This is a genomic window from Microcoleus sp. EPA2 (assembly GCA_020882975.1).
Classification (GTDB): domain Bacteria; phylum Cyanobacteriota; class Cyanobacteriia; order Cyanobacteriales; family Microcoleaceae; genus Microcoleus.
Genome location: JAHRFD010000008.1, coordinates 1 through 26,549, shown reverse-complemented (window position 1 = coordinate 26,549; position 26,549 = coordinate 1). Strand labels below are relative to the sequence as shown.

The following is a 26,549-nucleotide window of genomic DNA, read 5'->3' as shown; positions in this document are numbered from 1 at the left end:
GCGTGGGATTCAGAAACCGGGTTTCTCACCCAAATCTCGGTGAGGATGCCAAAATTATCGCAGAAACCCGGTTTCTTTCTAGGAAAAATTATCAGAGAAACCCGGTTTCTAAGTTTCTGAGTCACTCCACCCGCCAAATCTTAATCGTACCGCCACCACTGCCACTGAAAAGGGTGTGTCCATCCGGGCTGATGGCTAGGGACATAACTGATCCAGAATGCCCAGTGAGGGTGCGAAGTTCCTGCCCCCTACTCAACTGCCAAATCTTAATCGTACCGTCACCACTGCCACTGACAAGGGTTTGCCCATCCGGGCTGATGGCGACGGAACGAACCCAGTCAGAATGCCCAGTGAGGGTGCGAAGTAACTGCCCCGTACTCAACTGCCAAATCTTAATCGTGTTGTCACTACTGCCACTGACAAGGGTTTGCCCATCCGGGCTGATGGCGACGGAACAAACATTGTTAGAATGCCCGGTGAGGGTGCGAAGTTCCTGCCCCGTACTCAACTGCCAAATCTTAATCGTTTGTTCACTACTTGCACTGACAAGTGTCTGCCCATCCGGGCTGATGGCGACGGAAAAAACCAAGTAAGAAGGCCCGGTGAGGGTGCGAAGTTCCTGCCCCGTACTCAACTGCCAAATCTTAATCGTACCGTCACCACTGCCACTGACAAGCGTCTGCCCATCCGGGCTGATGGCGACGGAACGAACCCAGTCAGAATGCCCAGTGAGGGTGCGAAGTAACTGCCCCGTACTCAACTGCCAAATCTTAATCGTCTTGTCACTACTGCCACTGACAAGGGTTTGCCCATCCGGGCTAATGGCGACGGAAAAAACCAAGCTAGAATGCCCAGTGAGGGTGCGAAGTAACTGCCCCGTACTCAACTGCCAAATCTTAATCGTCTTGTCATTACTACCACTGACAAGCGTCTGCCCATCTGGGCTGAGCGCGAGGGAAACAACATCGATAATATGCCCGCTGAGGGTATGAACAATTGAGACATTTTCTAGCTTGCATTTATGCTGACGTTCCGCTTCTTTGCGCTTGATATCCTCCAGAATCATCTCCCGATAACGACTTTCCCCGATCGCAGCCAAACACCCAGTTAGCTTTTCCGCATATTCTATATCCGCCACCGTCAAAGTCGATTTAAACACCTCCAATAAATTCTCCAAATTCAACAAACCCAGTTTCTCTTCAGAAACCCCATTTCTCAGCTTCAACCAAGCTTTAATCGAAAACTCAACCTGCTTTTTCGCCCAAGATTTATCCGACAAACCACTCAAACTCAACGCCAAATCCAAAAACAAATAAGGGATCGCATTAGGGCGTTTCCCCTCAATAGACTGATAGAGACTTTGATAACTGGAAACAATCTCACCCACCAACATTTCATTCAAACTATCGCTCGGCATTTTTCCCAGCAATCCGGGCAAAAGTTCAGGCAATTTCGGACGCACATCCCCATGATAAAAATGGTATCTGTCAGCCATCAAACCCACTAAAATACAGTGGCAAATCCCTAAAAACTGCGCCAATTCCTGAATGTACTTGTCTTCTTTAACATTGTACTGATAATCATGTTGACCGCCCCTGCCCAACTCCCGATCTTCTTCCTCTTCTTCCAAGATTAAAAGATTCAGTTCATTATCCCCACCCCGGCGCTTCAATTCCTCTAAACTTCTGCCTTTTTCTAATAACTTCATCCGGTACTCTCGCCACTCTTCGGCATATTTCCGGGCGATGGGATACAAAACTTCCTTCCAAGGAATAGTTAGCACCTTTTCATAGTGAGGCACTTCTTGCATCATATCCCAACCCGCCACATAAACCCTGAGTAAATCCCCATCAAACTTAGACTCTAAAACCACAGTGGGGACTGATTTGAGGACGTGGTGCAAAGTATCGATCCCAGTTTTCCCATGAGAATATTTACTTTCCCAATCCGCCCCTTGATATCTTACAGGTCTTTCCTGATTATTGAGAGAATAATGTTTGCAAAACTCCTGTATTTCATCAATCAATCGGTTTTCAACTAGACCAAATCCCTGAGCCACATGAGGGAATTTTTCAAACTGCAACGCAGGCGGCGAAATCACCACTAATAGAGGAATTTGTTTCATATTTTCCTGATAGCTTTTGTAAGCATCTAAAATTACCCGTGCGGGAGTTTTCAGAGGGAAACTTTCTCTAATTTCCTTATCATCAGCTAAAGTTAAAGCTGTTAGCAATTGAGCGCGAGATAAAATCAGGTGAGTTTCGCGGCGATACTGTTCTAATTTTTCCTCATGTTGGAACCGTCTAGCTAACTGTTCCCGTTCAGAATCGAGGCGTTTTTGCAGTCGCACATCCTCACAATATTGTCGATAGGCTTCCATTTCCTTACTATGTTCTTGACGCACTCCTTCCATCAACGCTTGGAACTCCAGCGATCTATTTTGCATTTCAATCTGGGAAGCAATTCTATCAATCTCATTTTGCCGTTGCGTCATCGCCACCACTGTCTGGGGGCCCAAAATGCCGTTAACTGCTGTTATAATTCCCTGGGCAAAGTTCCAAATCATAATCATTTCTCCTGATGTGAATTTGTGTTTGCAGAAACCCGACTTCTCCAAGAAACCGGGTTTCTAGTTAAGACCTCATTTTTATTTTAGAAACCTTTAGAAACCCGGTTTCTCAGGTTTCTAACTAACTAATACCAATTTTTTATGAGGCTGCATAGAATCCGATCCCCCCTAGCCCCCCTTAATAAGGGGGGGACAAGATTCTTCTCAAAGTCCCCCTTCTTAAGGGGGATTTAGGGGGATCGAGATATATGCAACTTCACATTAAATTGGTATAAGACTACAACTATTAAAAACTAAAGTTGCGGCAGCCCAACGAGCAGTTCCGCCTGTAGCAAATAGCTTATCATCCGTTGTATAAGCTTTGCCAGAAGGCGTAACATAACCAATTTTATGTGCATCAGCATCATACACATTCATATCTGCACCCAACCGCCCGATATAATGACCGTCGCGATAAAATTTGTGTCCATCTACAGTCCCCGCTTGACCCCAAGCATAACCATGCCAATAAACTTGATCACCAACAAATCTAACTGAATTGTTATCATCTTCAGTAATCGCTCCTGAATGTGTAGATGAACTTTTTGCCGAAAACTCAACAAAATTTTCCGAGTGATTATCCGATGAAAAACTATCCTGAGAATGGTTATTATCAGTATGGGATATAGTTGAATGAGAGACTAAACCTTGGGCATAATTTTCTGAATAAAGATCCGTTTTTATCTCAGCCAAACTCTCTCGATATGCAGCATCCAAAGCACCCGCCGGAGTCATCAATGAATGGTGGGAACGATCGACCCCATCTAAAGCACCAACATGGTTTAAATCATGGGGATGGTGAACATCCCCCAAATTCAAGTGAAGGTGAGATAAATCAAGAGGATCTGAGGGGTGATGGTTGCTGTGGTGGTGCGAGTCTGAACTATGGGAGTCTGAACTTAAAGACTGTATAAAGTCATCCAAGGGAGAATGACTGCTACTGTCAGAGTTGGGGTCAGAGGGATTATTCATAGCCTGCTGCTAAAGGAGGGAAATATAGTTTGTATTTTAGCAAGGTTATCTGTTTTCCGCCCGTGTTTGGGGCGATCGCGCGGCGTTGAGAAACCCGGTTTCTTACCCAAATCTTAGTTATGATGCCTAAATTGTCGCAGAAACCCGGTTTCTTGGATTAGGCGCGCGAGAACTCAGAAACCGGGTTTCTTACCCAAATCTTCGTTATGATGCCTAAATTGTCGTAGAAACCCGGTTTCTTGGACTAAGCGCGCTACGCAGAAACCCGGTTTCTTGGACTAGGCGCGTGGAGATTCAAAAACCTTACTCCAACCTCACGAATCGCCAAAATATTCGTGTTATTTTGAAGTCAGCTTAATCAATATTCAAATTGTACAGTTGCATCACATCGCTAATCGCCATTCTCGAATGCGCTCCTAAAGTTAATGGTGATGTGTGTCCTTGGTACAAGTGTTCCGCTGCTGCACAAGCAATCATGGCTGCATTGTCCGTACAATACTTTAAAGGCGGAAACAATACTCGTAGATTTTGTTTGGCGGCTGCGGTTTGTAAGTGGTGCCGCAATCCGCTGTTAGCGGCAACTCCGCCACCGATTGCAATAGTGTTGAGTCCCAAATTAACTGCACAGGCGATCGCCCTTTTTGTTAAACTCTTAGCCACAGTCTCTTGAAAACTAGCCGCTATATCATTAATCATAGATTCAGGCAAGATGCCTTCGCTACCAAAATGATTATTTTCTTTCTTGAGTTTCTGCACTAATTGCAAAACAGCAGTTTTCAAGCCACTAAAACTGCTGTCATAGGGATGAAAACCACCTTCGGGTAGAGAAATTTTGCCTTCTGGCAACTTAAAAACTGTAGGATTGCCCACGGTTGCCAATTTGTCAATTAGTGGCCCGCCGGGATAGCCTAGCTGCAACAGTCTGGCGACTTTATCAAAAGCTTCCCCGGCTGCGTCATCGCGAGTTTGTCCTACAGTTTCATAAACGCCACAATCTTTGACATGAATTAAACTGGTGTGCCCCCCAGAAACTAACAGACACAAAAATGGTGGCTGCAACTCTGGTTCAGTAAGATAAGAAGCATAAATGTGTCCTTCTAGGTGGTGTACGCCTACAAAGGGTTTTTGGTGGACAATTGCCAAAGTTTTGGCCGCTGTCAGCCCAACTAACAATGCACCCACTAAACCGGGGGCACAAGTCGCTGCAATCCCGTCAATTTCTGACCAAGTGAGGTTGGCATCAGACAGACACTGGGCAATTACTTGATTTAACATTTCTAAGTGACTCCGCGAAGCCACTTCTGGAACCACCCCGCCGAACTGCTGGTGGATTTTAATTTGTGATGCTACAACATTGCTGCAAACTTGACGATTCTTAACAATTGCTGCGGCAGTTTCGTCACAACTTGTTTCAATTGCGAAAACGGTTGCCATTAACTGGTAATTTTATTTGATAGGTTGGCTATTGCTAGCTTAAACTGTCAACAGAGCAGTAATCTGGATGACCGATCGACAAGTTGAAATGCTTGTACAAAAACTTATTGTTTTGTAACAAAAGGAAACAATTTCATGCGACGATTGTTTGCTGCGATTTTAGTGGTGAGTCTTTGGATTAGTTTTGCTCCTTACGCCTCGGCTTACAATTTAGTGCCGTGCAAGGACTCCCCCGCCTTCAAGGAACTGGCTCAAGATGCCCGTTCTACCAATGGCGACCCGGCATCAGCAAAGGCCAGATTCGAGCGTTACTCCGAAGCTTTATGTGGCCCGGAAGGATATCCTCACTTAATTGTGGATGGCAATTTGAGTTACGCCGGCGACTTTTTAATTCCCAGCGTGCTGTTTTTGTATATTGCTGGCTGGATTGGTTGGGTGGGCCGCGCTTATCTCCAAGCAGCTAAGAAATCTGACTCTCCAGAGGAAAAAGAGATTATTATCGATGTTCCTTTGGCCGTCAAGTTTATGCTGAGTGGCTTTTTGTGGCCTCTGGCTGCTCTTAAGGAAATCACTACTGGTGAAATGTTTGCGTCTGACGACGAAATTACCGTTTCCCCCCGCTAGTAATTTGGGATTTGAGATTTTAGATTTGAGATTTTAGCTGGTTGATTCATGCCAATTTTAAAATCCTCAATCTAAAATCTGTTCGCGCATTGTTTTTAAAGTTGTCTAAATTTTCGAGGAGCAGTATTTATGCAATACTTTCTGAAGTATCTTTCAACCGCACCAGTATTAGCAGCAGTTTGGATGGTGGTAACGGCAGGAATTTTGATCGAGTTCAACCGTTTTTATCCTGACTTGCTTTTCCACCCGCTGCGCTAGAATTTAAGTAGATTTAGGTGGGAAAACCTAGGTCAAAAAAATTGAGAGTTGTGATATTTGAGTTCTGATATATCGACTTATTTCAAAGCTCAAAAATCGCAACTCTCACATGACTGTCTTCTAAAGGACTAATCATTAATGACTTCTGACTGCTGACTTATAACTCTAACTACTGACTACTGACTACCGATATCAATGAAGTCTTATCTTGCCGCAGCAATTCAAATGACTAGCTTGCCTGACCTGGAAAAAAATTTAATCCAGGCAGAGGAATTAATCGATCTAGCCGTGCGTCGGGGTGCGGAGTTAGTTTCTTTACCAGAAAATTTTTCCTTTATGGGAGAAGAAGAGGAAAAAATAGCTTCTTCCGAAGCCATCGGGCAACAAAGTGAAAAATTTCTCAAAACTATGGCTCAGCGGTTCCAGGTAATGATTCTGGGCGGCGGATTTCCGGTGCCGACGACGGGGGGTAAGGTATACAATACTTGCTTGCTAGTCGCTCCCAACGGTACTGAGGTGGCAAGGTATGAAAAAGTACATTTATTTGATGTGAATGTGCCCGATGGCATTACTTATCGGGAATCGAACACTGTGAAGGCGGGTGCAGATTTGCCACCGATTTATATGTCGCCGGAATTGGGGACCCTGGGGCTTTCGGTGTGCTATGATGTGCGGTTCCCGGAATTGTACAGGCATTTGTCCCAGCAGGGGGCGGATGTCTTGTTTGTGCCGGCGGCTTTTACGGCTTATACTGGCAAGGATCATTGGAAGGTTTTGTTACAAGCTAGGGCGATCGAAAATACTTGTTACACGATCGCCCCGGCACAGACTGGACACCACTACGGCCGCCGTCAAACACACGGTCACGCGATGATTATCGACCCTTGGGGTGTGGTTTTGGCCGATGCCGGCGATGAACCGGGTGTGGCGATCGCCGAAATTAATCCCGATCGACTAGAACAAGTCCGCCGCCAAATGCCCTCACTCCAACATCGCGTTTTTCTCTGAAGGATTTTTGAGACCCATGGGTCTCAAAATTGCCGAAATTAATCCCGATCGACTAGAACAAGTCCGCCGCCAAATGCCCTCACTCCAACATCGCGTTTTTCTCTGAAGGATTTTTGAGACCCATGGGTCTCAAAAATCCAGTTCTAGTCACGGACAAAACCAGAATAATTTTAATTAGAGCGAGGAATTGTGTACGTTCGTACACAAATTTTCAGTTGTCGCGAGTGCCGACAGGGAACGCTCTTACCCCCCCGTACAACATAATATGTAGAATTGCACGAAATGCGTCTTTTTGGATAAATGAAACACACTCTTTCGGTTTTAGTTGAAGATGAAGCGGGTGTCCTCACCCGAATTGCTGGTTTGTTTGCCCGCCGGGGTTTTAATATTGAAAGTCTCGCCGTTGGCCCGGCCGAGCAAGTGGGAGTGTCTCGGATTACGATGGTGGTACCGGGAGATGACCAAATAATTGAGCAGTTGACTAAGCAACTGTACAAGTTGATTAATGTGCTCAAAGTGCAAGATATAACCGAAATTCCTTGTGTGGAACGGGAATTAATGTTGTTGAAAGTTAATGCTGCTACCGGGACGCGATCGGAAATAATTGAGTTAGCTCAGATTTTTAGAGCGCGAGTGGTGGATATTGGTGATGATACCCTGACTTTGGAAGTAGTCGGAGATCCAGGTAAAATGGTGGCGATCGTCCAGGTGCTCAATAGATTTGGTATCAAGGAAATTGCTCGTACTGGCAAAATTGCTCTGACGCGGGAGTCGGGCGTAAATACCGAGTTTCTCAAGTCTTTGGAAGCGAAGGTTTAAGTTAGTTGACGGTTGACGGTTGACAGTTGACGGTTGACAGTTGACGGTTGACGGTTGACTGTTCACCATTAACTATTTATTAAAAGGCGTTAATATGGAAAGCTTCCAACAGCTAAAAGTTTATCAATTAGCTGAAAAAATAGCAAACGAAATATGGTTTATTGTTAAAAAGTGGGACGATTTTGCAAAGGATACGATGGGAAAACAAATAGTGCGATCGGCTGATAGCGTTGGTGCTAATATTGCCGAAGGACAGAGACGCTATAACTGCCAAGATAATCAGCGTTTTGTGAGAATTGCCAGAGGTTCATTAAATGAAACAAGACACTGGTTGAGACTTGCCTACGCCCGCAATCTTTTAACTCCAGAACAGAGTGATAGACTGCATCCCTTATTAAACGAACTTTCGCCAAAACTTAATGCTTATATTAATTCAATAAAACAAAAAGCCAAAGGTTAACCGTCAACAGTCAACCGTCAACGGTCAACAAACTAATTACCATTCTGGTTTAGTTGCTACTAACAGGGTTGCTGTATTACTGTCTACAGGTTTAGAGAAAAAATATCCCTGTCCGTATTCACATTGCAGTGCCCTGAGCAAATTAAGCTGTTCAATAGTTTCTATACCTTCAGCAATTACATTCATCCCCAAATGACCGGCTAAAACTAAAATAGTCTGCACGATAGCTTCGTTTCCTTCATCTTCGGTCATCCGGTTCACAAAATCTCGATCGATCTTTAAAGCATCAGTGGGAAAAGTGTGCAGCCGACTCAAAGAAGAATAGCCAGTGCCGAAATCGTCAATATATAATTGAACCTCTAAACTTTTCAACTCCACGAGCACAGCCGCTGCTGATTCGGCATTCTCCATAATTACACTTTCAGTAATTTCCAACTTTAAAGTGCGAGGATTAAGCTGAGTTTCTGCCAAAATCTCGCTAATGCGTTCGATTAAATCTGGCTGTTTAAATTGTTGGTTAGAAAGATTGACGCTGACAGTTAGATGAGGATGCTCCGGGAATTGCTGATGCCATTGTTGCATCTGCCGACAAGCCGATCGCATCATCCACCAACCAATAGGTATAATCAATTTGGTTTCCTCTGCTACCGACATAAAATCCGCAGGAGAGACTACTCCCCGCGGCGGGTGATGCCATCGCAGCAGCGCTTCAAAACCGCTGATCGTACCGCTAGTTAAACAAATAATCGGTTGGTAGTAAAGTTGAAACTCCTGGCGTTCTAAAGCGTGGCGCAGGTCATTTTCTAGTTGCAAAAGGGCGACGGCGCGAGTGTGCATACTTAAGTCAAAAACCTCGTGACGAGCTTTACCCGATGCTTTAGCATGATACATGGCAGCATCTGCATCTCGCAGCAATTCTTCAGGTCGATCGTACAAAATTTGAAGCTGCTGGATAGGGGGAACGGCGGAGTCGGTAGCAAAGGCAGATAAACCAACTTCTATGTTGTTAATACCCCGATCGCCCGCGAGGGATAGTTCCGAATTTGCTGATGACTGGTGCGACAAACCGGAACAAACAATCCCAATACTAGCACTGCTAAACACCTGATATTCGTTGAGGTAAAAAGGCTCGGATAGTTGGGTTTGAACTCGATCGGCAATATAAATTGCATCCTCCCTGTCTTGGATATTTTGCAGCAAAATAGCGAATTCATCGCCACCGAGGCGCGCCACTGTATCTCCATCACGCAAACAAGTTTGCAGCCGCCCAGCGATCGCAATCAGCAATCGATCGCCGACTAAATGCCCTAAACTGTCATTGACAACCTTAAAACGGTCAAGGTCAATAAACAACACCGCAAACAAAAAATTAGGACGACATTTTGACAACTCGATCGCCTCAGACAACCGATCCATAAATAAAGCTCGATTCGGCAAACCAGTCAAGGTGTCGTGCAAAGCGTCATGTACTAACTTTTCTTCGGTTATTTTGCGATCGGTGACATCTTCCACAGTGCCTTCATAGTAAAGCAAAATTCCCTCAGCATCGCGAACTGCCCTGGCATTCTCCGAAACCCAAATAGCCGTACCATCAGCGCGGTAAACTTCCGACTCAAACTCAGACACATAACCGTGTTTTTCGATTTCCGACAAAAACTCACCCCGGCGATCGGGTTCAACATATAGTTGGGTATCGATATTTTGTATTTGTATCATCAATTCTGCCGCCGACTCATAGCCATAAATCCTGGCCAAAGCTGGGTTTGCACTGAGGTAGCGCCCGTCTGGAGTCGTCTGAAAAATCCCCTCGCTGGCATTTTCAAAGATGCTGCGATATTTTTCTTCCGCCCGTTGCAGTCCTTCTTCCGCTTGTTTGCGATCGGTAATATCAGTCAGAGTGCCAATGTAGCCGAGAACTTCCCCACTTTTAGCAATTTCCGGCACCGCTTGCGAAAATACCCAAGTTGTGCGATCGCCCTGGTAAAAACGGTACTCTAACTTAAAAGGCAATCTCTCTCTCACCGCCCGGTACCACTGCTTCAAAACCCGGTCATGGTCCTGTGGATGCAAAGCTTTAGTCCAACCAGAGCCCAGTGTCTCCGTCAGACTCAGCCCCGCCATCTCCAAAAATCGTTCATTGACGTACAAACACTCTCCAGAAGCATCGCCCCGAAAAATCCCCACCGGGAGAATTTTTTCCAAAGTGTAATACCGTAATTCACTTTCTAGTAGCGCATTAGCAGTTACTTTAGTCTCCGTGATATCAAACATTGCCCCTTGGACGATCAGAGACTGGCTGGCTTCGTCGCGAACCACAATCGCCCGGTCTCGAAACCACAGCACAGTGCCATTGCGGGCGATCGCTCGGTATTCTGAAACAATCGGTCCCTCCGAGGGGATATATTCTCCATCAGCGAATGTCTGTGTAACGCTTTCAGCCAGCACCCGATCGCGATCGTCCGGGTGAACCACTTTCAGCCACAAATTCGGGTCAGCCTTCCATTCAGCCACAGAATAGCCAAGCCAAGTCTCAATTTGCGGGCTAATATCAAGTTTGATGCTAGGGTTGTTGAGCGGAGAAATGTAGGTGACAGTAGGTGCTTGTTCCACAAGAGCACAGTATTTTGCTTCCACAGTGTAGAGTTGTGCTTGCAGTCGCTGTCGCTCTAATTCCGCCGTCGCCCGCGAGGCAAAGATTTTGAGAATTAATCTAAATTGAGCTACCTTTTCAGGGGAAAAGGGTCGATCGTCGAACAGACAAATAGTGCCTAGGGCTTCGCCGTAGGAGTTGACTAGGGAGACTCCCAAGAAACTCCGCGCCCCTCTAGCTAAAGGTCTACGGTCTTGAGGAAAGGTTTCTAGGAGGCAGTCTGGACAGGAGTACATTCCCTGCTCGATCGTCAGTGCTTCGGGAGTATTTGCCGTGTCGAACTCAAAGTTTGGCTGCCGTTGTCGATCGCTCCAAAAGCTGATAACTTGCAATTTAGGACTAGAACCATTGCGATCGTGAGACTTGAGCAATTGCGACAGGATGGCGCTGCGAACTAAGAGTGCGGACGCTAAGTGGCGAACTAACGCCTCAAAAAATTCTTCTCCCGTCGCGCGATCGATACCTGCTAAAATTTTTTCTAGCACATCTTCCTCTAATTGAGAAGCACCACTGACTTGGGGATCGTTACAGGCCAGAGACTGAATTTCGTATTGAGAACCGTCCATAGTTATCAGCTTTATAGAAAGATATAGATACCAGCGAACCTGCGCTGTTTTGTAAACAGTAATCCCGATCCAAAAAACAAAACTTAGATGTTTACTGTACGACTACTACCATTCTCCGAGACGCTGCCTAAAAAAATAACTACATATCCTCACGGATGAGTAACTTAGCAAGGTAGGATCGGAGGTAGAGCATCTTTAACAATTAACAAAAAAATATGAAAGCAATTGTTTTTGAAACTCCCGGAACCCCGGAAGTGCTGAAACTGCAAGATATCCCAGCCCCTACTATACAAAAAGAAACCGAAGTTTTGGTAAGGTTGAGAGCCGCGGGAGTAAATCCGATAGACACTAAGTTGCGGGGGCGCGGTACTTTTTATCCCGATCGAACTCCTCACGTTTTGGGCTGTGACGGTGCAGGGGTTGTTGAAGCCGTAGGTTCTGGCGTACAAAGTTTTCAAGTTGGGGACGAAGTTTTCTTCTGCAACGGTGGCTTAGGCGGTCCGACAGGGACTTATACTGAGTTGGCAGTCATAGACGAGCAGTTTCTCGCCCTCAAGCCTGCTAGTTTAAGTTTTGTTCAGGCGGCGGCATCACCGTTAGTCTTAATTACAGCATGGGAATCGCTGTACGATCGCGGGCGCTTGCTTGCAGGTCAAAAAGTTTTGGTTCAAGCAGGTGCTGGCGGTGTCGGCCATGTCGCCATACAGTTAGCCAAATTACAGGGTGCGGATGTTTGCACTACCGTCAGTTCCCCGGAAAAAGCCGAATTTGTCAAACAATTAGGAGCCGATTCAGTTATTTTCTATAAAAAAGCCGATGTTGTCGATGAAATTTTGACTTGGACCCAAGGAGAAGGAGTCGATTTAGCCTTCGATACCGTTGGGGGAGAAACTTTTTACCAAACTATTCCGGCTGTAAAAATTTATGGAGATTTGGTGACAATTTTGGAACCAGATCCAGCTTTAGGCAATTTGAAAACCGCCAGAATGCGAAATCTGCGCATCAGTTTGGAATTAATGTTAACCCCAATGTTGCAAGGTTTGGTAGAAGAACAGCAACAGCAGGCTCGTATTTTGCAGCAATGCGCCCGTTTGTGCGATCGTAACTTACTCAAAATTCACGTCAGCCAAACTTTCCCCCTAGAACAAGCCCAAGCCGCTCATCAATTACTAGAAACAGGTTCCGTAACAGGTAAAATTGTGTTGCAGATTTCCTAATTACAAGGAAGCAAGTCCAACGACTGCGTTGACCGGCGTAGCGAAGTAGAAGGATAGCAACCACTTCAGGAACAAGGCAACCCTCCTCACCCCCCAAGGGGGTCAACAACAAGGTACATCCCCAATCTCCAATCTTCAATCCCAAATCGAAAATCCGAAATCGAATGGCTGACAAACCTTATTCCATCCTTTCCTGCGACGGTGGCGGCATCCGCGGCCTAATTTCCGCCATTATTTTAGAAAAATTGGAACAAAAACTACGCCAAAAAGCTCCCGATAAAAAACTCAGAGATTATTTCGATTTGATGACCGGCACTTCCGCAGGAAGCATGACAGTTTGTGCTGTAGCTAGAGGAATTGATGCTAGCCGCATCAAAAAAATGTACATCGAAAGAGGCATAGAAATATTCCCCCCTTTCAAAAATGTCTTTAGTAGTTTTATCAACCGTCTTTCCGCCGGTTTTTCCACCCAGCCAATCTACGACGGTGTAGGTTTAAAACAAGTGCTTCAGGCATTTTTTGGACAAGGAGAAATTAATTTTGAAAAACTACCAAAACCAATAAAACCAGAAAATTTAGTCGGCAAACCCTTACTATTTCAAGAGTTGCCAAAACCAGTTTTAATTACCAGTTACGACATTTATAACCGCCAACCAGTTGTTTTCAAGAATACCAAAGTTGCCCACGAAAAAATCCCTGTTTGGGAAATTTGTCGCTCCTCTGCGGCCGTACCCATTGCCTTTCCCGCCCACATCATGACCAATCCCGACTTTCTCAAAAATTGGGAGGAAGAGGGCAATCAAATCCCCGTAGCCGGCAATGTCAAAGGTATTCCTTTAATAGACGGCGGATTTGTCGCCAGTAACCCAGCATTATGTGCGATCGCAGAACGTTTGCGCTGGAATAGCAATCCCCCTGCTAATCCCAAATGGCGACAAAATCCTGCTAGCCCCTGGCGCGATACAGTCGAGATCCAAGATATTTTAGTCACATCTTTAGGTACAGGTCAAAATCTCAAACAAATCGGCATTGCACAATCCCAAACCTGGGGTGCGGGAGAATGGATTAATCCCCTAGATGGTATTCCGATTATTGATGTTTTTGCCGATGGTTCCTCCGACGGCATCATTTATATCATCAATCAATTAATGAATGCAGAGCAATATGTTCGCTTTCAACCAATATTGTCAAAAAACTATTCTGCATTCAATGCGAATCAACAAATACTTTTGGAAATCCAGCAAGAAATTGAAAAATCATTTTTAACCAATAAGAAAGAAGATGAAAAACTGAATAAGTTAGCTGATATTCTGTTGTCCCGTTGACCGATAAGTAAATCCACCTAATTAAACGTAAGATACAGGTGGCTAAAAAGCTTACTGTATGAGCATTCTTCACGTCGATCTTCTTCCTTCTTCATTCTTCCTTCCTTCTACTTATCAAATCCTGTATTCATCTCTCTGTGTTCTCTGCGTTCTCTGCGGTTAAATAATATAAAATCCTGTCTTCATCGTCCTGTATTAAAACTCTCTCTTCTCTTGCTTCGCGTACTACCCTACGGGAACCCCTGCGGGGAACGCGCCTTCGCGGTTAAATCACCTGACGATACAACCGGAATTGATATAACTCCCCTGAAAATTCAAAAATAGACGTGATTTTGTATATATATTATACCTGGATACCCGACTTTGTGAAAAAGTCGGGTATCTAATAAAAAATGACGATTAAGTCGTATACTCGGCATTAATTTTTACATAATCGTAACTCAAATCACATCCCCAAGCTTTCGCAAAACCTCCGCCATTGCCCACACTAACCTGAATTAAAACCGTATCATTGGTCAAATATTCTCCCTCAGCCGCCGCTTTCATATAATTACTCGCGGCAGATTTATCGTAGGCTAAAGGTTGCCCATTTTCCATCATCAAAAAATCTCCCAATTGAATTCGCAAATTCTCTTGTTCAAAAGGTACGCCCGCACGCCCAGCCGCCGCTGCAATTCTTCCCCAGTTTGGATCGCGTCCAAAAATTGCTGCTTTTACCAAAGAAGAACCAACTATGGTTTTGGCGATTTTACTAGCTGAAACTTCATCCGGCGCGCCACTAACTTGCACTTCTACTAAACAAGTTGCACCTTCACCGTCACGGGCGATCGCCTTGGCTAAATGCACGCAAACTTCTGTAAGCATCGCCTCTAATTTCTCCGCATCTGCACCCATTTCTGTAATTGCTGGTGTGCGAGATTGTCCGTTAGCCAAAGCAATTAGCGAATCGTTGGTGCTGGTGTCTCCGTCAACAGTAATTTGATTGAAACTTCTGTTAGCCGCGCGAGCGAGCATTTCTTGCCACAAATGTGATGATACCGCTGCATCACAAGTTACAAATCCTAGCATTGTTGCCATATTTGGGTGAATCATTCCCGAACCTTTGCAAATGCCACCGATGCGTACCGGGCGATCGCCAAACATGGTTTCTAGGGCGATGGTTTTCGGCACTAAATCAGTTGTACAAATAGCCTTAGCAGCCGCATCGGAACCGGTAGAGGAAGCCTCGGCCACTAATTGCGGAATTGCCGCCCTCAGCGGTTCCATTTTAATCCGCTGCCCGATCACTCCTGTCGAGGCCAACAGAATTGATTCTGGGGGAATATTCAGCGCTTCTCCCAACAATTTCGCACTTTCGAGGGCATCGGCTAAACCTTGTTCTCCCGTTGCTGCATTGGCTTGTCCCGCATTGCACAAAATGGCTTTGGCGCTGGGTTTAGCTTGCAGTAACTGGCGACAGTAGTCCACGCAAGCAGCCCGGACAGTCGATGTGGTGAAGACTCCCGCGGCGATCGCATCGACATCTGACAAAATTAAACTTAAATCCGGCAAGCCAGAAGGCTTCAAACCCGCTGTAATGCCTGATGCTCGATATCCTTTCGGTGCAGTAACTCCGCCGTCAATTACTTTCCACTCAGACATAATTGCCTCCCTAGAGCCTTCTATTCCATTGAGACCGGATTATATCAAGTATCTCAGCCCATTTATAAAATTAATCGCGACTTTTTCTTGAGAATTCAAACTCAAGAAGAAATCGCGATGATGATGTAAATGGCATTATTTGAAGGCTATATTTGCGATCGGCCTCTGTACTGACTCTGGGCAATCAACTTTCGATCAGTTTAGCAAACTATTTGCCACTTAAATCTTGCTCCAAAGGTAGGTATTGACTTGGCAGACTGTTGGCAATTGAGCTTGCTTAGCTCATGGTGGCGTTGCTGCGATCGTAACTGGCTTGCAGGCTTGGCTGCGGCTTCCCTTGAATATGACCCCAGTAGTTAGGATCTTCCATACCCACTTCGGTGGCGCTACGGTTCAGCATCGATTGCTGGCGGTTTTTCACTAAGTGGTGGTGGCGCATCATCAGGGAGCGAGCTTGATTTTCGGTAGACATATGCGGTTCCTCCGTCTTGCTTGACTAAAGTTGGGCTGGTCTTTCTTGTCCATGTTTTTAATATAACAGATAATTCTGTATCTAAAGTTACTAAATCGAAATTGTAATAAAACTTTACATAAAACTGGCACTCCCAGGGCTCGGACACTTTTTGGCTAATGGTGGCGATCGCCCTTCCATCTCCCCATAAGCGATCGCATCAAAAATAGTCGAGGAGGCAAAAACTCGGTTTCTGCCTCCTCGACTATTTTTGTATAATTTAGCAAAAGCCCTGATGCCCCATGCCCCATGCCCCATGCCCCATGCCCCATTACCGATTACCTAGTAACCACCTAACCGAGAAAGGCTATAGGTAAATCTCATGCTTGGAATCACACTCAGCAGTCGCTACAACATTATCCGTCACTTGGGAGGCGGCGGATTTGCTCAAACTTACCTAGCCGAAGATAGGCAATTACCAGGAAATCACCTCTGCGTCGTCAAGCAACTCAAACCCCAAACAACAGATCCCAACAGTCTACAAATAGCTAGACGTTTGTTTGATACCGAAGCACAAGTTTTGTACAAGTTGGGAAATCACGATCGCATTCCCCAGCTTTTCGCCTACTTTGAAGAAAATCAAGAATTTTATTTAGTTCAAGAATTTATAGAAGGTCATGATTTAAGTCAAGAAATTATCCCCCCTTCTAGCCCTGGGGGGGCTACCAATTGCCTGAAAGAAAATGAAGTCCTGGGCATCTTACAAGAACTTCTCGAAATTCTCAACTTTGTACACCAGCAAAATGTGATTCACCGCGATGTCAATCCCCGCAACATCCTCCGCAGAGATCGAGACGGAAAATTAGTTTTAATAGACTTCGGTGCAGTCAAAGAAATTACTACTAAAATCACCAATCCTCATGCCAAAAACAGCTTAAGCGTCAGCATTGGCACCCCCGGTTATATGCCTAGCGAACAAGCCCACGGCAACCCAAAACTCAGCAGTGATATATATGCAACAGGTACGATCGCCATTCAATGCCTCACAGGCATAATTCCCCACCAATTACCAAAAGACCCAGATACAGAGGAAATTATTTGGCAGGACAAAGCATCAGTCACTCCAGAATTTGCTAAGGTTTTAGATAAAATGGTGCGCTACGATTTTCGCCAGCGTTATGCTAGTGCCGGCGAAGCCTTGGAAGCGATTAAACAATTAAAAACAGCAACCAGCGGTACTGTGCCTTTATTGTCTCCTATCGTCACTCCCAAAGGCCCAGTCAAATCTCGCAAAAAACTGTATTTAAAAATATTGTCGATCGCCAGTTTAATTACCCTCACTATTATAGCCTCCACTTATGCTGTCAATACCCTGAATTCAGCTAACGCCACAGACTTACACAAGCGTGGCAATACTCTTTACAATTTAAACCGATTTCCCGAAGCTCTAGAAGCTTACGATCGCGCCCTTAATCTAAAACCAGACTACGCTGAAGTTTGGCAAGAAAAAGCCAAAACTTTGTCCGAACTGAAACAATACCGAGCATCCCAGTCAGCCTATGACAAAGCCATAGAATTAAATCCCGAATATCTAGAAGCTTGGACTGGACGCGGTTATGTTTTGGACAAATTGCAACAAGCAAAAGAGGCGATCGCCTCTTTTGAACACGCCTTAAAAATCCAGCCAGACTATCCCCCTGCGTGGCAAGGTAGAGGCGATTCACTCTTAAATTCCCAGCGGTACGAAGAAGCGATCGCCTCCTACGAAAAAGCCGTAAAATTTCAGCCAAACTTATACCAAGCTTGGTACAATCAGGGACAAGCCTACCAGAATTTAAAGCAGTACGAACAAGCCGTAAACTCCTATCAAAAAACAGTAGAAATTAAATACGACAACCCGGAAGCCTGGTACAATTTAGGTAATGTTTTCCTAGAATTGAACAAAAACCAAGAAGCTTTAGACTCCTACGAAAAAGCCGTGCGTTTTCAACCAAAATTTTACCAAGGCTGGTATAGCAAAGGCATAGCTTTGTTGAAAATGCGACGGCATGAAGCAGCGGTAGAAGCTTACGAACAAGCGATTAAACTCAAACCCGACTACTATCAAGCCTGGTACAATTTAGGCTGGTCTTACCACGAATTACGCAGATACGAATCAGCAATTGAATGCTACAGCAAAGCCCTAGATTTAAACCCAAAGGAGTATCAAGGTTGGTACAATAGAGGGAATGCACAATACAATTTAAAGCGCTACGAAGATGCGATCGCCTCTTACAATGAAGCTGTTTATGTCAAGCCAGACTACCCCGAAGCCTGGTACAGTCGTGGTAATGCCCTGGTAGCCGTCAAAAGATATCAAGAGGCGATCGACTCCTACGACAAAGCACTTCGCTATAGACTAGATTATGGAGCCGCGATGGAAGCAAAAAAGCGTGTTGAAAGTCAGCTAGGAAACCATCAGCCACAACTCAAACCAAATCCAGGTTAAAAAACCCCTCGATCGAAGGGGCCCGGCGGTTTCATTCTCTTGTAGGGGCAGCCCCCCGTGGCTGCCCCAATCTCTGAAATGACGGAAAATGGTCGGTGGGGGGGTAGGCACGCACCATCCACTACCCCTACAAAGCCCTCGTTTTTTGGAGAATGAAACCGCCCTCGATCGAAGGGGTGAGTAACCGGGATTTAGCATCAAGCCATCATCATCGAACACCAGGAGAAATTAACGTCACCCGGCGGCTGTCTACCAACATGGGCCAAAAACCTCGATCGCTCAATGCTTTTACCGCAGCAGTAGCAGCAGCTTGATCCGTTGTATAAGCCACGAACAAAAAAGGACGCTGCCCGTAAGAAGCTAAGCCTACTTGCTTCCCTAAAACTTGCCTCACTTGGGAGGCTAATTCCGGTTGGTTAAAATAATCCACCAACACAGCATAACCGGCACCTAGGGGTTGGGGATTAAAGCCCACACTGCCATTGTCGGGATTAGTAACTGGTTCAGGATTGTAGACAGGCAAATCTTGGGTAATAGATGGCGCGGGCGATCGCACCACATAAGCCCGTAATCCGACAACTTCTTCGATATATTTCACCCAATCGCGAGCAATTTGCGAATTGCGAAAGCCACCAACTCGCGTTACCGTGTCAGTGATATATTGGCAAACTGTATTATTAGTATTTCCCGGAAAAGAACGTCTGGCTATTTCTTGCTGTTCCGGGGTTTTGGTAACAATTAACAGTAAATACTCATCTGACTGAGGCGGTTGGCAACTCGGCTGAGCTTTTACAGAAATAGATGAAATTGTCAAGGCAAAAATGGCGATAAAGCCAGCATAAAATATCCGCAACTTAACCATAAAATTGTTGATTTTGCTGATAAATATTGCCAGCTTTACAATCTAGCTTTTTGCTTTTTGCTAATTTGTTCATGCTAACTGTAGGGATGCTAAGGCATCGGGGATAGTTTCTGAAGGTGATTCAAATTCACCTGTCAGTACATATTCTAATCGCAGTTTCAACCAAGTGATGAATTTAGGATCGGTGGAAATAATAGCCGCTGAAGGCTGAGGGCATTGTGCCTTAACTTTCGCCATTGTCGGTGCTTCTAGGAAAGCTGGCTGTTTAACTAACCAGAAGTCTATTTGTTTTTCTTGTTCTTGGTAGTTGCGAGTTCTTTCTTTGAATATTTCATCTAGGGCTTCCTCTTCTAGTAAAAAGCGCTGGCTAGCTAAAACGTAGTAGTAGGTTGACATTTTTTGTGCTTGTTAGAGATTAGTGGTTAGGGGTGAACCTCCCTCATAGCCTCATTTTTGCTGAGGTAGGAGCGGTGGGTTGAGTTGCTGGAGTGATGGAACTCTAAACTCTTGTGCCGTTTACTTTACCTTATTTGCTGTCATTTTTGCAAATATATTCCTAGGGGCGAAGCATGACCCCAGTAAATCTCTGGCGATTGCTAATAAATTGTCTGCGGTCATGCTTCGCCTATGCGAAATTGAGATGCCACTACCAACTGTTTAAGGAATAGCAACTTCTCGCAACAATCTGTCAACAATCGTCTTAGCCCTCCTCCCAGCCGCGGGAATTAATCGATGAGCAAGTACGTGGGGAGCTAAATTCTTGACATCATCGGGAGTCGCATAATCTCGACCAGAAATAAACGCTAAAGCTTGGGCCGCACGATGCAAAGATACAGCACCTCGCGGACTAACTCCCAGAGTAATCTCCTCATCTTCGCGAGTCGATCGCACCAAATTCACAATATACTGTTTCAAGTGCCCTTCCACCTTGACCGTCGCGCACAAACGGCGCAACTCCTGCACCTGTTCCAAAGAAATACAAGGCTGCAAATCTTCCACCGCAAAACTATCAGACAGCCTCTCCAACATTTGCAACTCTTCCAACTGTGCAGGATAACCCAAAGTCAAAGATAAAGTGAAGCGATCCATCTGGGCTTCTGGTAGCGGAAAAGTGCCTTGATATTCGATCGGATTTTGAGTCGCAATCACAAAAAACGGTGCTGGAACATTCCGAGAAACCCCATCTACTGTCACCTGCTTTTCTTCCATCACTTCCAGCAAAGCAGACTGAGTACGCGGTGTCGCCCGATTAATTTCATCCGCCAACAACACATTAGCAAACACTGGACCAGGCAAAAATTCAAACTTCCCGGTGCTGGGATTCCAAATATTAGTACCAGTGACATCCGTTGGTAACAAATCGGGAGTACATTGAATCCGCTGAAACTTCCCATCGATAGAGCGCGCCAAAGACTTCGCCAACAGCGTTTTTCCCACACCAGGCACGTCTTCCAACAGCGCGTGTCCCCCCGAAAGCAGGGCTACAATCACCAAGCGAATCGCATCCGTCTTCCCAACAATAGTCTTGCCTAGATTTTGCTTGAGCCGATCGATGTTTTCTCTCATTTTTCTGATTTTTAATTGTTGAAACCATTACAGAGAATGCCATTGGCCATCTGCCATTTTCCCTATAACAACACACTTCTAGCAAGATCACAATCTGCCTGAATTTGAGTTTTGAGAGCTTCCAGAGAAGGGAATTTTTGTTCAGGTCGCAAAAACTCCACCAAACTCACACTCAAGGTTTTACCGTACAAATCCCCAGACCAATCTAACAGGTGAACTTCCACTGTTGGTTGCTGACCGTCCACTGTGGGACGACAGCCCACATTCATCACCCCATGGACCAAAGATAAATCTAATGATTCTCCCGGTCTCAGAGATTTGGGATTTTCCCACTTATAGGAAGAACTTTCATCTGGGAAGACTCCATCTCCATCCTCGATCGATACTCGCACTGCATAGACACCAAAACGAGGCAAAAACTTGGATGGTGGTAATTGAATATTAGCGGTAGGAAATCCAATCGTCCTGCCAAGCTGCTGTCCCCGAACTATGGGACCCACCAAACTGTAAGGACGGCCCAGCAACTGATTTGCCCGTTGGAGGTCTCCGCTGGCTAGACTTTCCCGAATCACAGAACTGCTGATTCGTTCGCCACTCTCGCAGGTGTGAAGTCCTACTAGAGTAACATCAATACCATAGTTAGAGGCGATCGCCTGTAAATCCACAGCCGTGCCCGTCCGTCCCCGTCCAAAACGAAAATCCATCCCGACACTAATTCGACTCGCTTGCAGTTGTCCCACCAAAATTTCCTCGACAAACTCCTCGGCAGTCAAAGCAGCCAATTCGCGATCGAACGGCAGCAGCACAAGCTGCTCGACACCCATTGCTTCTAGCAATTCTATCTTTTCTGCCAGAGGAGTCAGCAGTTTTTTTGCTTGACCAGTAAAAAACTCTTGTGGGTGCGGATCGAATGTCACCACAGTTCCGTAAAACCTCACGTCCCCATCAGAGTTCCAGCCTGGAATCTGATGGTCTTCAGTCCGAGTCTGGGACAAACCCACATCAGAATTCTTGCCCCAGCGGGCAAGGACGAGGCTGTCTGCCGGATCAAACTCCCTCGTAGTATCCGGTTCAAAAACCAAATTTTCGTTGTTAGTAGGCGCTAGTTGTCCCAAATCCCGCTGCGGTGCAGAAACAGTCGCCGAAATCTGCCCAGAATTGTCCCGAATCGATCTAGTTAAAATTGGCTGCACGACTTGTCGATGCCCTAGGTGCAAACCATCAAAGTTTCCCAAGGCAACGGCAGTTGGAGTCAGAGCAGCAGTACAAGAATAAGTTACCCACACGCTTTAAATTTTCACACACTTAGTCTGATTGCGATCGTCATCCAAATTTATGTTCAAAATACAACCACTAAATTAATTTTTCATCGCACTTCTCACGGACAGTCTTTTCAGGAGGAAGCAACTGTAACGACAAACCTTCCCGCGCCATCAAGCTGTTCGGGAACCTTTGAGCAACTTGCTCTCCCACTTTGTCTAAGAACTCATCATTGTGCAAAGGATCGTGGTGAAAAATTACCAACTTTTTGACGTTAGCCGCCTTAGCCACTTTCACCGCTTCCTGCCAAGTCGAATGTCCCCAGCCAACCCGGCTCGACTTTTCCGAATAATACTCCTCATCCGTATAAGTAGCATCGTAGATCAGGACTTCAGCATCCTGAGCCAATTTCACCACATTTTTATCCAAAGTGTCTGCAAAATGTTCTGTATCAGTCACGTAAGCCGCCGCATAGCCCCGCCAGTTAACTCGGTAGCCCATAGCTTCTCCTGGATGATTCAACAAAGCAGTTTCCACCTTGATCTCCCCAATTTCCACTGTATCGCCCACTTTAATATCATTGAACTTCAGGTCTGCACCCATAATTTGTAGGGGGACTGGAAAATTTGGGTGAAGCATCTGGTCGTTCAGGCGCTGCTGGATAGTAGCTTGGTTAGGAGCAACAGCACCATAGATGTGAAAACAATTGCCCTTGACAAAAGCTGGGACAAAAAACGGAAATCCTTGAATGTGATCCCAGTGAGAGTGAGTGAAAAACATATGAGCTTCTACAGGCATCTGCGACAGGAGAGTTTGTCCCAAAACCCGTAACCCTGTACCGCCATCGAAAATCAAGCGGCTGTCACCCACTCGCATTTCAATACAGGGTGTGTTGCCCCCGTAACGTACTGTTTCAGCTCCCGGAGACGCTATGCTACCTCTAACGCCCCAGAAGTGAACTGTGAATTGGCTTTGCATACTAGACATGGGTTTTCCTGCAAGATTGCTCCGGCGATCTGTTGGTAAGGTGTTTACATCTTGTTGACATACTCACCGCCCGTCACAAGTGCGGTGATTCTTGACGCTTCACCAGGGTCTGCTACCAAAGTAGTCTTACGTCCCTTCTGCGTCCGTTTAGAGTCGTGGCAATGCCCTATCCCGACTTTATTTATATTTTTAGCTGCATTCAAGTCTCTGTCTTTGTAAGGGCTGTGCCATCAAACCTCAGCTCTCGGAAGTCTCGATCGCAACTATTATTTTTTTGATCTGTATTTGTTACCAAATGTTAACAAATACATTCTTTGAGATGCTGTATCGAATTTTGTGTGTATCCAATATTGATAGCAGCATTCCCATCTCGATTACAAATGTTACCACTACTTTACCGGGTTTGAGGCCGAGCGGACAAAGTGGAAGGCCTCCTATCTCCTGCTCCCAGGCAGGAGGGAGTGCTATCAACAAGCACTCGTTTAATAATAACTGAACTCTAGCAGTTTATGGTAAACAAGTGGCTAGATGCTCCGTGCAGGCTTCCCAGACCATTGGGCGATCGGGTCAAGGGGAGCATTACTGCTCCACCCCCTCCTATCCCCGAACGAATCTGCCAGTAACTTGAACTATAATGTAGCACTCGCTACATTGTACTCATTTTAAATAGGAATTAATCAGTATTTACAAAAGCGATATCATCCCATTAGGTGTCGTCATAAAAATCAACAAAATAGTTGATATTTACCCAAAAATTATGGGTAATGACCGCCGATAGTGTTGATATTAATTTAACACAAATAGCCACATACTTTATCATAAACAAAACCCTGGAGTCACGGGATGTATTCATCAAAAATCCTATTAACTCTGCATCAAAGCTATGGATTCAGGAGCTTTTATGCCATAATTTTTCTGGCGTGAGCTTGCCTAGGATATTCCCAGGTTTTTGCGTTTAGTGTGAGACTGTTTTCACCGTCATGGCTGCTTTTTGTTACTATTTTAATATACAAATCGATCCAAAAACTCAGTATGGAACGAGTAAAAAAAACTACAGCCAAAGTGCATCGACAAGAGGATCTGTCATCAGCTACAGACCAACTGCGATCGGACCACTTGCAGAAATTACCCTCATCCATGACCGATGTCCAGGTTTTGAAGAAATATACACCGGAAAACAGTCCATTTCCTCAAACTATACCCACAGCCGTTCCTGAGTCAGCCAAACACCCCAGGATTGACTTTCAAAGATCCTCGAAGCGGCCTGTAATTTCTACTACCTTGCTCAAATGGGTGTTAGGGCGTTGGAATAGATCCTCAGGCACCCTGGCAATTTTAACGGCTTCAGCAGTTTGTGGCTGGTGGAACAGTCAATTGCTGGCTGCTACGGGCTTGGGAATCGGAGCGATGATGTTGGTTTACCGGGCACAGTCCTGGGATTGGCAACAATTGCGATCGAACCTGGAGCAATTTTGGGACAGCCCCAGCCGACGCTTGGTGGTAGCCGTGGGTAGTGGTGGCCTTGCTACTTTAGGAACTTACATGAGCTTTTCGATTTGGGAACAGTCCCAGAGCAACTCGATGGCTCTGAGCGCAATTTTACAAAATTTGGGGACGATCGCCATTGTGGTATTTTTGGTGCGACAAGTCTGGAGCCAAAGTGCTTCCAAAGATGAAGCGGTAGTAGATGGCATCCTGGCGGATTTGACAGATGCAGACCCTGTAAAGCGTTTGATAGCAGTGCGGCAAATGACCAATTTGGTCAAAAGTCCTGGGTTTTGGAAACCCAGTTCCCTCAAAAATTCCATCGGCCTGTCACACACTGCTGAGTGCTTTCGCTTGATGCTGAATCAAGAACCAGAAGCTATAGTCCGCAATGCCCTTCTAGAAGGTTTGCAGACTTTGGACTCTCTACATTGTTCTGAAAAAACCAAATCAAGCTGAGTCGTTAACAATTAATTTTGAATTCGGAATTTTTAAAAGCCAAAAATTAAATCATGGACTACTAGCTGACCATCAAAAGCGTAAAAAGTGATTCGAGAAATATTTGGTGCTTTGACACGCAGTTCAGTGCTCGGCTTAATGGCAGAATTAGACCCTACCAGATTCGGTCCTGGCATTTCATCCTGAGCAATTTGGACACCATCCAGGTCGCAAGCAGACAAAACCGTTCGCCGGGAACTGGTGACAAGTCCTGACACAAAGCGAACTGGATACTTAAAAGAGATTTCTATCTGTCCACTTTTGGGGGCTCCCATTAAAATTGTGATCCCAGGAACCGTCAAAAATGCTGGGTTGGAAGGTTGGATTGCCACCACATTGGTAAAAGTTAGCCCCCAATGTTTAAACTGGTGTTCTACTACTTCAAAGCATTTCAACTCTTCTAAAGCTAGTCGCACAGAATCCGGTGCCACAGGAGGCATCCGAGGCTCTGCTCCCCCCACAGAGCGGTCGGGAGTAGCGACGACAACAGTATCTTTGCCGTTTAAATCTACGCTTCGACATGGAGTCTCAAATTCTGCTATCCTGTCAGACTGAAGACTTTTTGTGTCAACCATAAAACCCTCGCGATCCCTTTTCCTGAGCAGTTGCATCGTTAGTAGACCTCCCTGAGATTAGTTATTTTTTGTGTGGTGGAATTGAGCGGGGGGCGACTAATGATTACCCACCCCCCCCAATTCAGCATAAACAACCGACCCTCACCTTTCTAACAAAGACTTTCGACATGAAAAGTCGCTGCTCCGCAAAGTATCGTGATTAATGATTAGACATCTCCCATAATTCCTGCGGGGTAGGCATCCAGCCTGCCCTTGACAGCCTTTTTGGGACACATCTATGGGTTATTTGCTCCCACTTGTGTGATAACTTCAGCGTTTGGGTAGAGCGCTACCTATCCATTGTCAATTATTGTCCAGTAAATTAGTTACCAAATTCAGATCGATCGACAGCAAACCTACCCTGGGCTGTGAAAGAGAGCTTGAGCACTCTAACTGTGCAGGCATCGCTTTGAGATAGCGACTCACTGAGTTTTTGACAGTGAGGGGTATTACCCATCACCTTGCTATTATCTCCCATTCACAGTAGTTTGCAAGGGTGAGGATAACTACACAACCCGAACAGCAAAAATCTCAAAAGTTGCTTCCTGTCTGTAGTTTGACCCTTTAGCTGTAATTTCATATAATTAAATCAATACTCAAACTTTACAAAAACACCCTCAACAATTTTTTTGACCAAGAAAATGGGATACAAGCCCCGTCCTTTTAGGACGGCTTTTCTTGATTCTTAATATACTCCTTCAGCACATCTAGGGGTGCACCACCGACAGAAACCGCAAAATAACTAGGACTCCATAA

23 protein-coding genes are annotated in these 26,549 nt (G+C 45.4%); 9 read left to right on the top strand and 14 right to left on the bottom strand.

What is annotated here, in order from left to right; translation table 11 throughout:
- Positions 1 to 121 precede the first annotated feature (121 nt).
- From AAFP14_RS09735 to tsaD, 3 genes are all read right to left on the bottom strand, one after another.
- Complete coding sequence (locus AAFP14_RS09735; RefSeq protein WP_341732065.1) at positions 122 to 2,566, bottom strand: WD40 repeat domain-containing protein; 2,445 nt, start codon at positions 2,564 to 2,566, stop codon at positions 122 to 124.
- 264 nt (positions 2,567 to 2,830) lie between these two features.
- The gene (locus tag AAFP14_RS09730; protein ID WP_341732064.1) at positions 2,831 to 3,580 is read right to left on the bottom strand and encodes a hypothetical protein; all 750 of its coding nucleotides are present in this window, start codon (positions 3,578 to 3,580) and stop codon (positions 2,831 to 2,833) included.
- Between the two features lie 354 nt (positions 3,581 to 3,934).
- Positions 3,935 to 5,014 carry a tRNA (adenosine(37)-N6)-threonylcarbamoyltransferase complex transferase subunit TsaD gene (gene tsaD / locus AAFP14_RS09725; RefSeq protein ID WP_341732063.1) on the bottom strand — a complete coding sequence of 360 codons (1,080 nt, stop codon included), beginning with the start codon at positions 5,012 to 5,014 and terminating at the stop codon, positions 3,935 to 3,937.
- Positions 5,015 to 5,149: 135 nt separating this feature from the next.
- Here tsaD and AAFP14_RS09720 point away from each other — a divergent pair, with 135 nt between their 5' ends.
- From AAFP14_RS09720 to AAFP14_RS09695, 5 genes are all read left to right on the top strand, one after another.
- Positions 5,150 to 5,638, top strand: a complete 489-nt coding sequence (locus AAFP14_RS09720) for a Photosystem I reaction center subunit III (protein WP_341732062.1) — start codon at positions 5,150 to 5,152, stop codon at positions 5,636 to 5,638.
- A gap of 129 nt (positions 5,639 to 5,767) precedes the next feature.
- Positions 5,768 to 5,896 (top strand): photosystem I reaction center subunit IX, encoded by a 129-nt coding sequence (gene psaJ / locus AAFP14_RS09715; protein ID WP_341732061.1) that lies wholly within the window; start codon positions 5,768 to 5,770, stop codon positions 5,894 to 5,896.
- Positions 5,897 to 6,091: 195 nt separating this feature from the next.
- Complete coding sequence (locus AAFP14_RS09710) at positions 6,092 to 6,904, top strand: carbon-nitrogen hydrolase family protein (RefSeq protein WP_341732060.1); 813 nt, start codon at positions 6,092 to 6,094, stop codon at positions 6,902 to 6,904.
- 300 nt (positions 6,905 to 7,204) lie between these two features.
- On the top strand, positions 7,205 to 7,723 hold the full coding sequence (gene ilvN, locus AAFP14_RS09700) for an acetolactate synthase small subunit (RefSeq protein ID WP_333253232.1): 519 nt from the start codon (positions 7,205 to 7,207) through the stop codon (positions 7,721 to 7,723).
- A 94-nt stretch (positions 7,724 to 7,817) separates the two neighbouring features.
- Positions 7,818 to 8,183 carry a four helix bundle protein gene (locus AAFP14_RS09695; RefSeq protein WP_341732059.1) on the top strand — a complete coding sequence of 122 codons (366 nt, stop codon included), beginning with the start codon at positions 7,818 to 7,820 and terminating at the stop codon, positions 8,181 to 8,183.
- A 36-nt stretch (positions 8,184 to 8,219) separates the two neighbouring features.
- Here AAFP14_RS09695 and AAFP14_RS09690 read toward each other — a convergent pair whose 3' ends face one another.
- Positions 8,220 to 11,399, bottom strand: coding sequence for a bifunctional diguanylate cyclase/phosphodiesterase (locus tag AAFP14_RS09690; protein ID WP_341732058.1), 3,180 nt, complete (start codon positions 11,397 to 11,399; stop codon positions 8,220 to 8,222).
- Positions 11,400 to 11,614: 215 nt separating this feature from the next.
- Between AAFP14_RS09690 and AAFP14_RS09685 the strand changes: the two genes are divergently transcribed.
- Both AAFP14_RS09685 and AAFP14_RS09680 read left to right on the top strand, forming a co-directional pair.
- Positions 11,615 to 12,616 carry a zinc-dependent alcohol dehydrogenase family protein gene (locus tag AAFP14_RS09685; RefSeq protein WP_340525854.1) on the top strand — a complete coding sequence of 334 codons (1,002 nt, stop codon included), beginning with the start codon at positions 11,615 to 11,617 and terminating at the stop codon, positions 12,614 to 12,616.
- Between the two features lie 164 nt (positions 12,617 to 12,780).
- Positions 12,781 to 13,941, top strand: a complete 1,161-nt coding sequence (locus AAFP14_RS09680; protein WP_341732057.1) for a patatin-like phospholipase family protein — start codon at positions 12,781 to 12,783, stop codon at positions 13,939 to 13,941.
- Between the two features lie 399 nt (positions 13,942 to 14,340).
- Here AAFP14_RS09680 and argJ read toward each other — a convergent pair whose 3' ends face one another.
- The 3 genes from argJ to AAFP14_RS09665 all read right to left on the bottom strand — a co-directional run bounded on the left by argJ (position 14,341) and on the right by AAFP14_RS09665 (position 16,351).
- On the bottom strand, positions 14,341 to 15,582 hold the full coding sequence (gene argJ / locus AAFP14_RS09675; protein ID WP_341732056.1) for a bifunctional ornithine acetyltransferase/N-acetylglutamate synthase: 1,242 nt from the start codon (positions 15,580 to 15,582) through the stop codon (positions 14,341 to 14,343).
- A gap of 277 nt (positions 15,583 to 15,859) precedes the next feature.
- Positions 15,860 to 16,054 carry a glutamine synthetase inactivation factor IF7A gene (gene gifA / locus AAFP14_RS09670; protein ID WP_340526191.1) on the bottom strand — a complete coding sequence of 65 codons (195 nt, stop codon included), beginning with the start codon at positions 16,052 to 16,054 and terminating at the stop codon, positions 15,860 to 15,862.
- A 114-nt stretch (positions 16,055 to 16,168) separates the two neighbouring features.
- Positions 16,169 to 16,351: a hypothetical protein gene (locus tag AAFP14_RS09665; RefSeq protein ID WP_341732055.1), complete on the bottom strand. Its 183-nt coding sequence runs from the start codon at positions 16,349 to 16,351 to the stop codon at positions 16,169 to 16,171.
- Between the two features lie 64 nt (positions 16,352 to 16,415).
- Between AAFP14_RS09665 and AAFP14_RS09660 the strand changes: the two genes are divergently transcribed.
- A complete protein-coding gene (locus AAFP14_RS09660; protein ID WP_341732054.1) occupies positions 16,416 to 18,521 on the top strand; it encodes a tetratricopeptide repeat protein in 2,106 nt (701 codons plus the stop codon).
- A 208-nt stretch (positions 18,522 to 18,729) separates the two neighbouring features.
- On the opposite strand, the gene AAFP14_RS09655 is transcribed toward AAFP14_RS09660, so the two are convergent.
- The 5 genes from AAFP14_RS09655 to AAFP14_RS09635 form a co-directional block, all read right to left on the bottom strand.
- Complete coding sequence (locus AAFP14_RS09655) at positions 18,730 to 19,383, bottom strand: hypothetical protein (RefSeq protein ID WP_341732053.1); 654 nt, start codon at positions 19,381 to 19,383, stop codon at positions 18,730 to 18,732.
- 69 nt (positions 19,384 to 19,452) lie between these two features.
- Positions 19,453 to 19,779: an MgPME-cyclase complex family protein gene (locus AAFP14_RS09650; RefSeq protein WP_340526107.1), complete on the bottom strand. Its 327-nt coding sequence runs from the start codon at positions 19,777 to 19,779 to the stop codon at positions 19,453 to 19,455.
- A 261-nt stretch (positions 19,780 to 20,040) separates the two neighbouring features.
- On the bottom strand, positions 20,041 to 20,949 hold the full coding sequence (locus AAFP14_RS09645; RefSeq protein WP_340522054.1) for an AAA family ATPase: 909 nt from the start codon (positions 20,947 to 20,949) through the stop codon (positions 20,041 to 20,043).
- A 62-nt stretch (positions 20,950 to 21,011) separates the two neighbouring features.
- Positions 21,012 to 22,235, bottom strand: a complete 1,224-nt coding sequence (locus AAFP14_RS09640) for a bifunctional riboflavin kinase/FAD synthetase (RefSeq protein WP_341732052.1) — start codon at positions 22,233 to 22,235, stop codon at positions 21,012 to 21,014.
- 67 nt (positions 22,236 to 22,302) lie between these two features.
- Entirely contained in the window at positions 22,303 to 23,196 is an 894-nt protein-coding gene (locus tag AAFP14_RS09635) for an MBL fold metallo-hydrolase (protein ID WP_341732051.1), read from the bottom strand.
- Between the two features lie 1,032 nt (positions 23,197 to 24,228).
- Between AAFP14_RS09635 and AAFP14_RS09630 the strand changes: the two genes are divergently transcribed.
- Positions 24,229 to 25,140, top strand: a complete 912-nt coding sequence (locus AAFP14_RS09630; protein ID WP_341732050.1) for a hypothetical protein — start codon at positions 24,229 to 24,231, stop codon at positions 25,138 to 25,140.
- A gap of 32 nt (positions 25,141 to 25,172) precedes the next feature.
- On the opposite strand, the gene AAFP14_RS09625 is transcribed toward AAFP14_RS09630, so the two are convergent.
- Together AAFP14_RS09625 and AAFP14_RS09620 are read right to left on the bottom strand one after the other, a co-directional pair.
- A complete protein-coding gene (locus tag AAFP14_RS09625) occupies positions 25,173 to 25,754 on the bottom strand; it encodes a hypothetical protein (protein ID WP_341732049.1) in 582 nt (193 codons plus the stop codon).
- A gap of 702 nt (positions 25,755 to 26,456) precedes the next feature.
- A partial coding sequence (locus AAFP14_RS09620; RefSeq protein WP_341732211.1) for a transposase occupies positions 26,457 to 26,549 on the bottom strand: 93 nt, incomplete at its 5' end.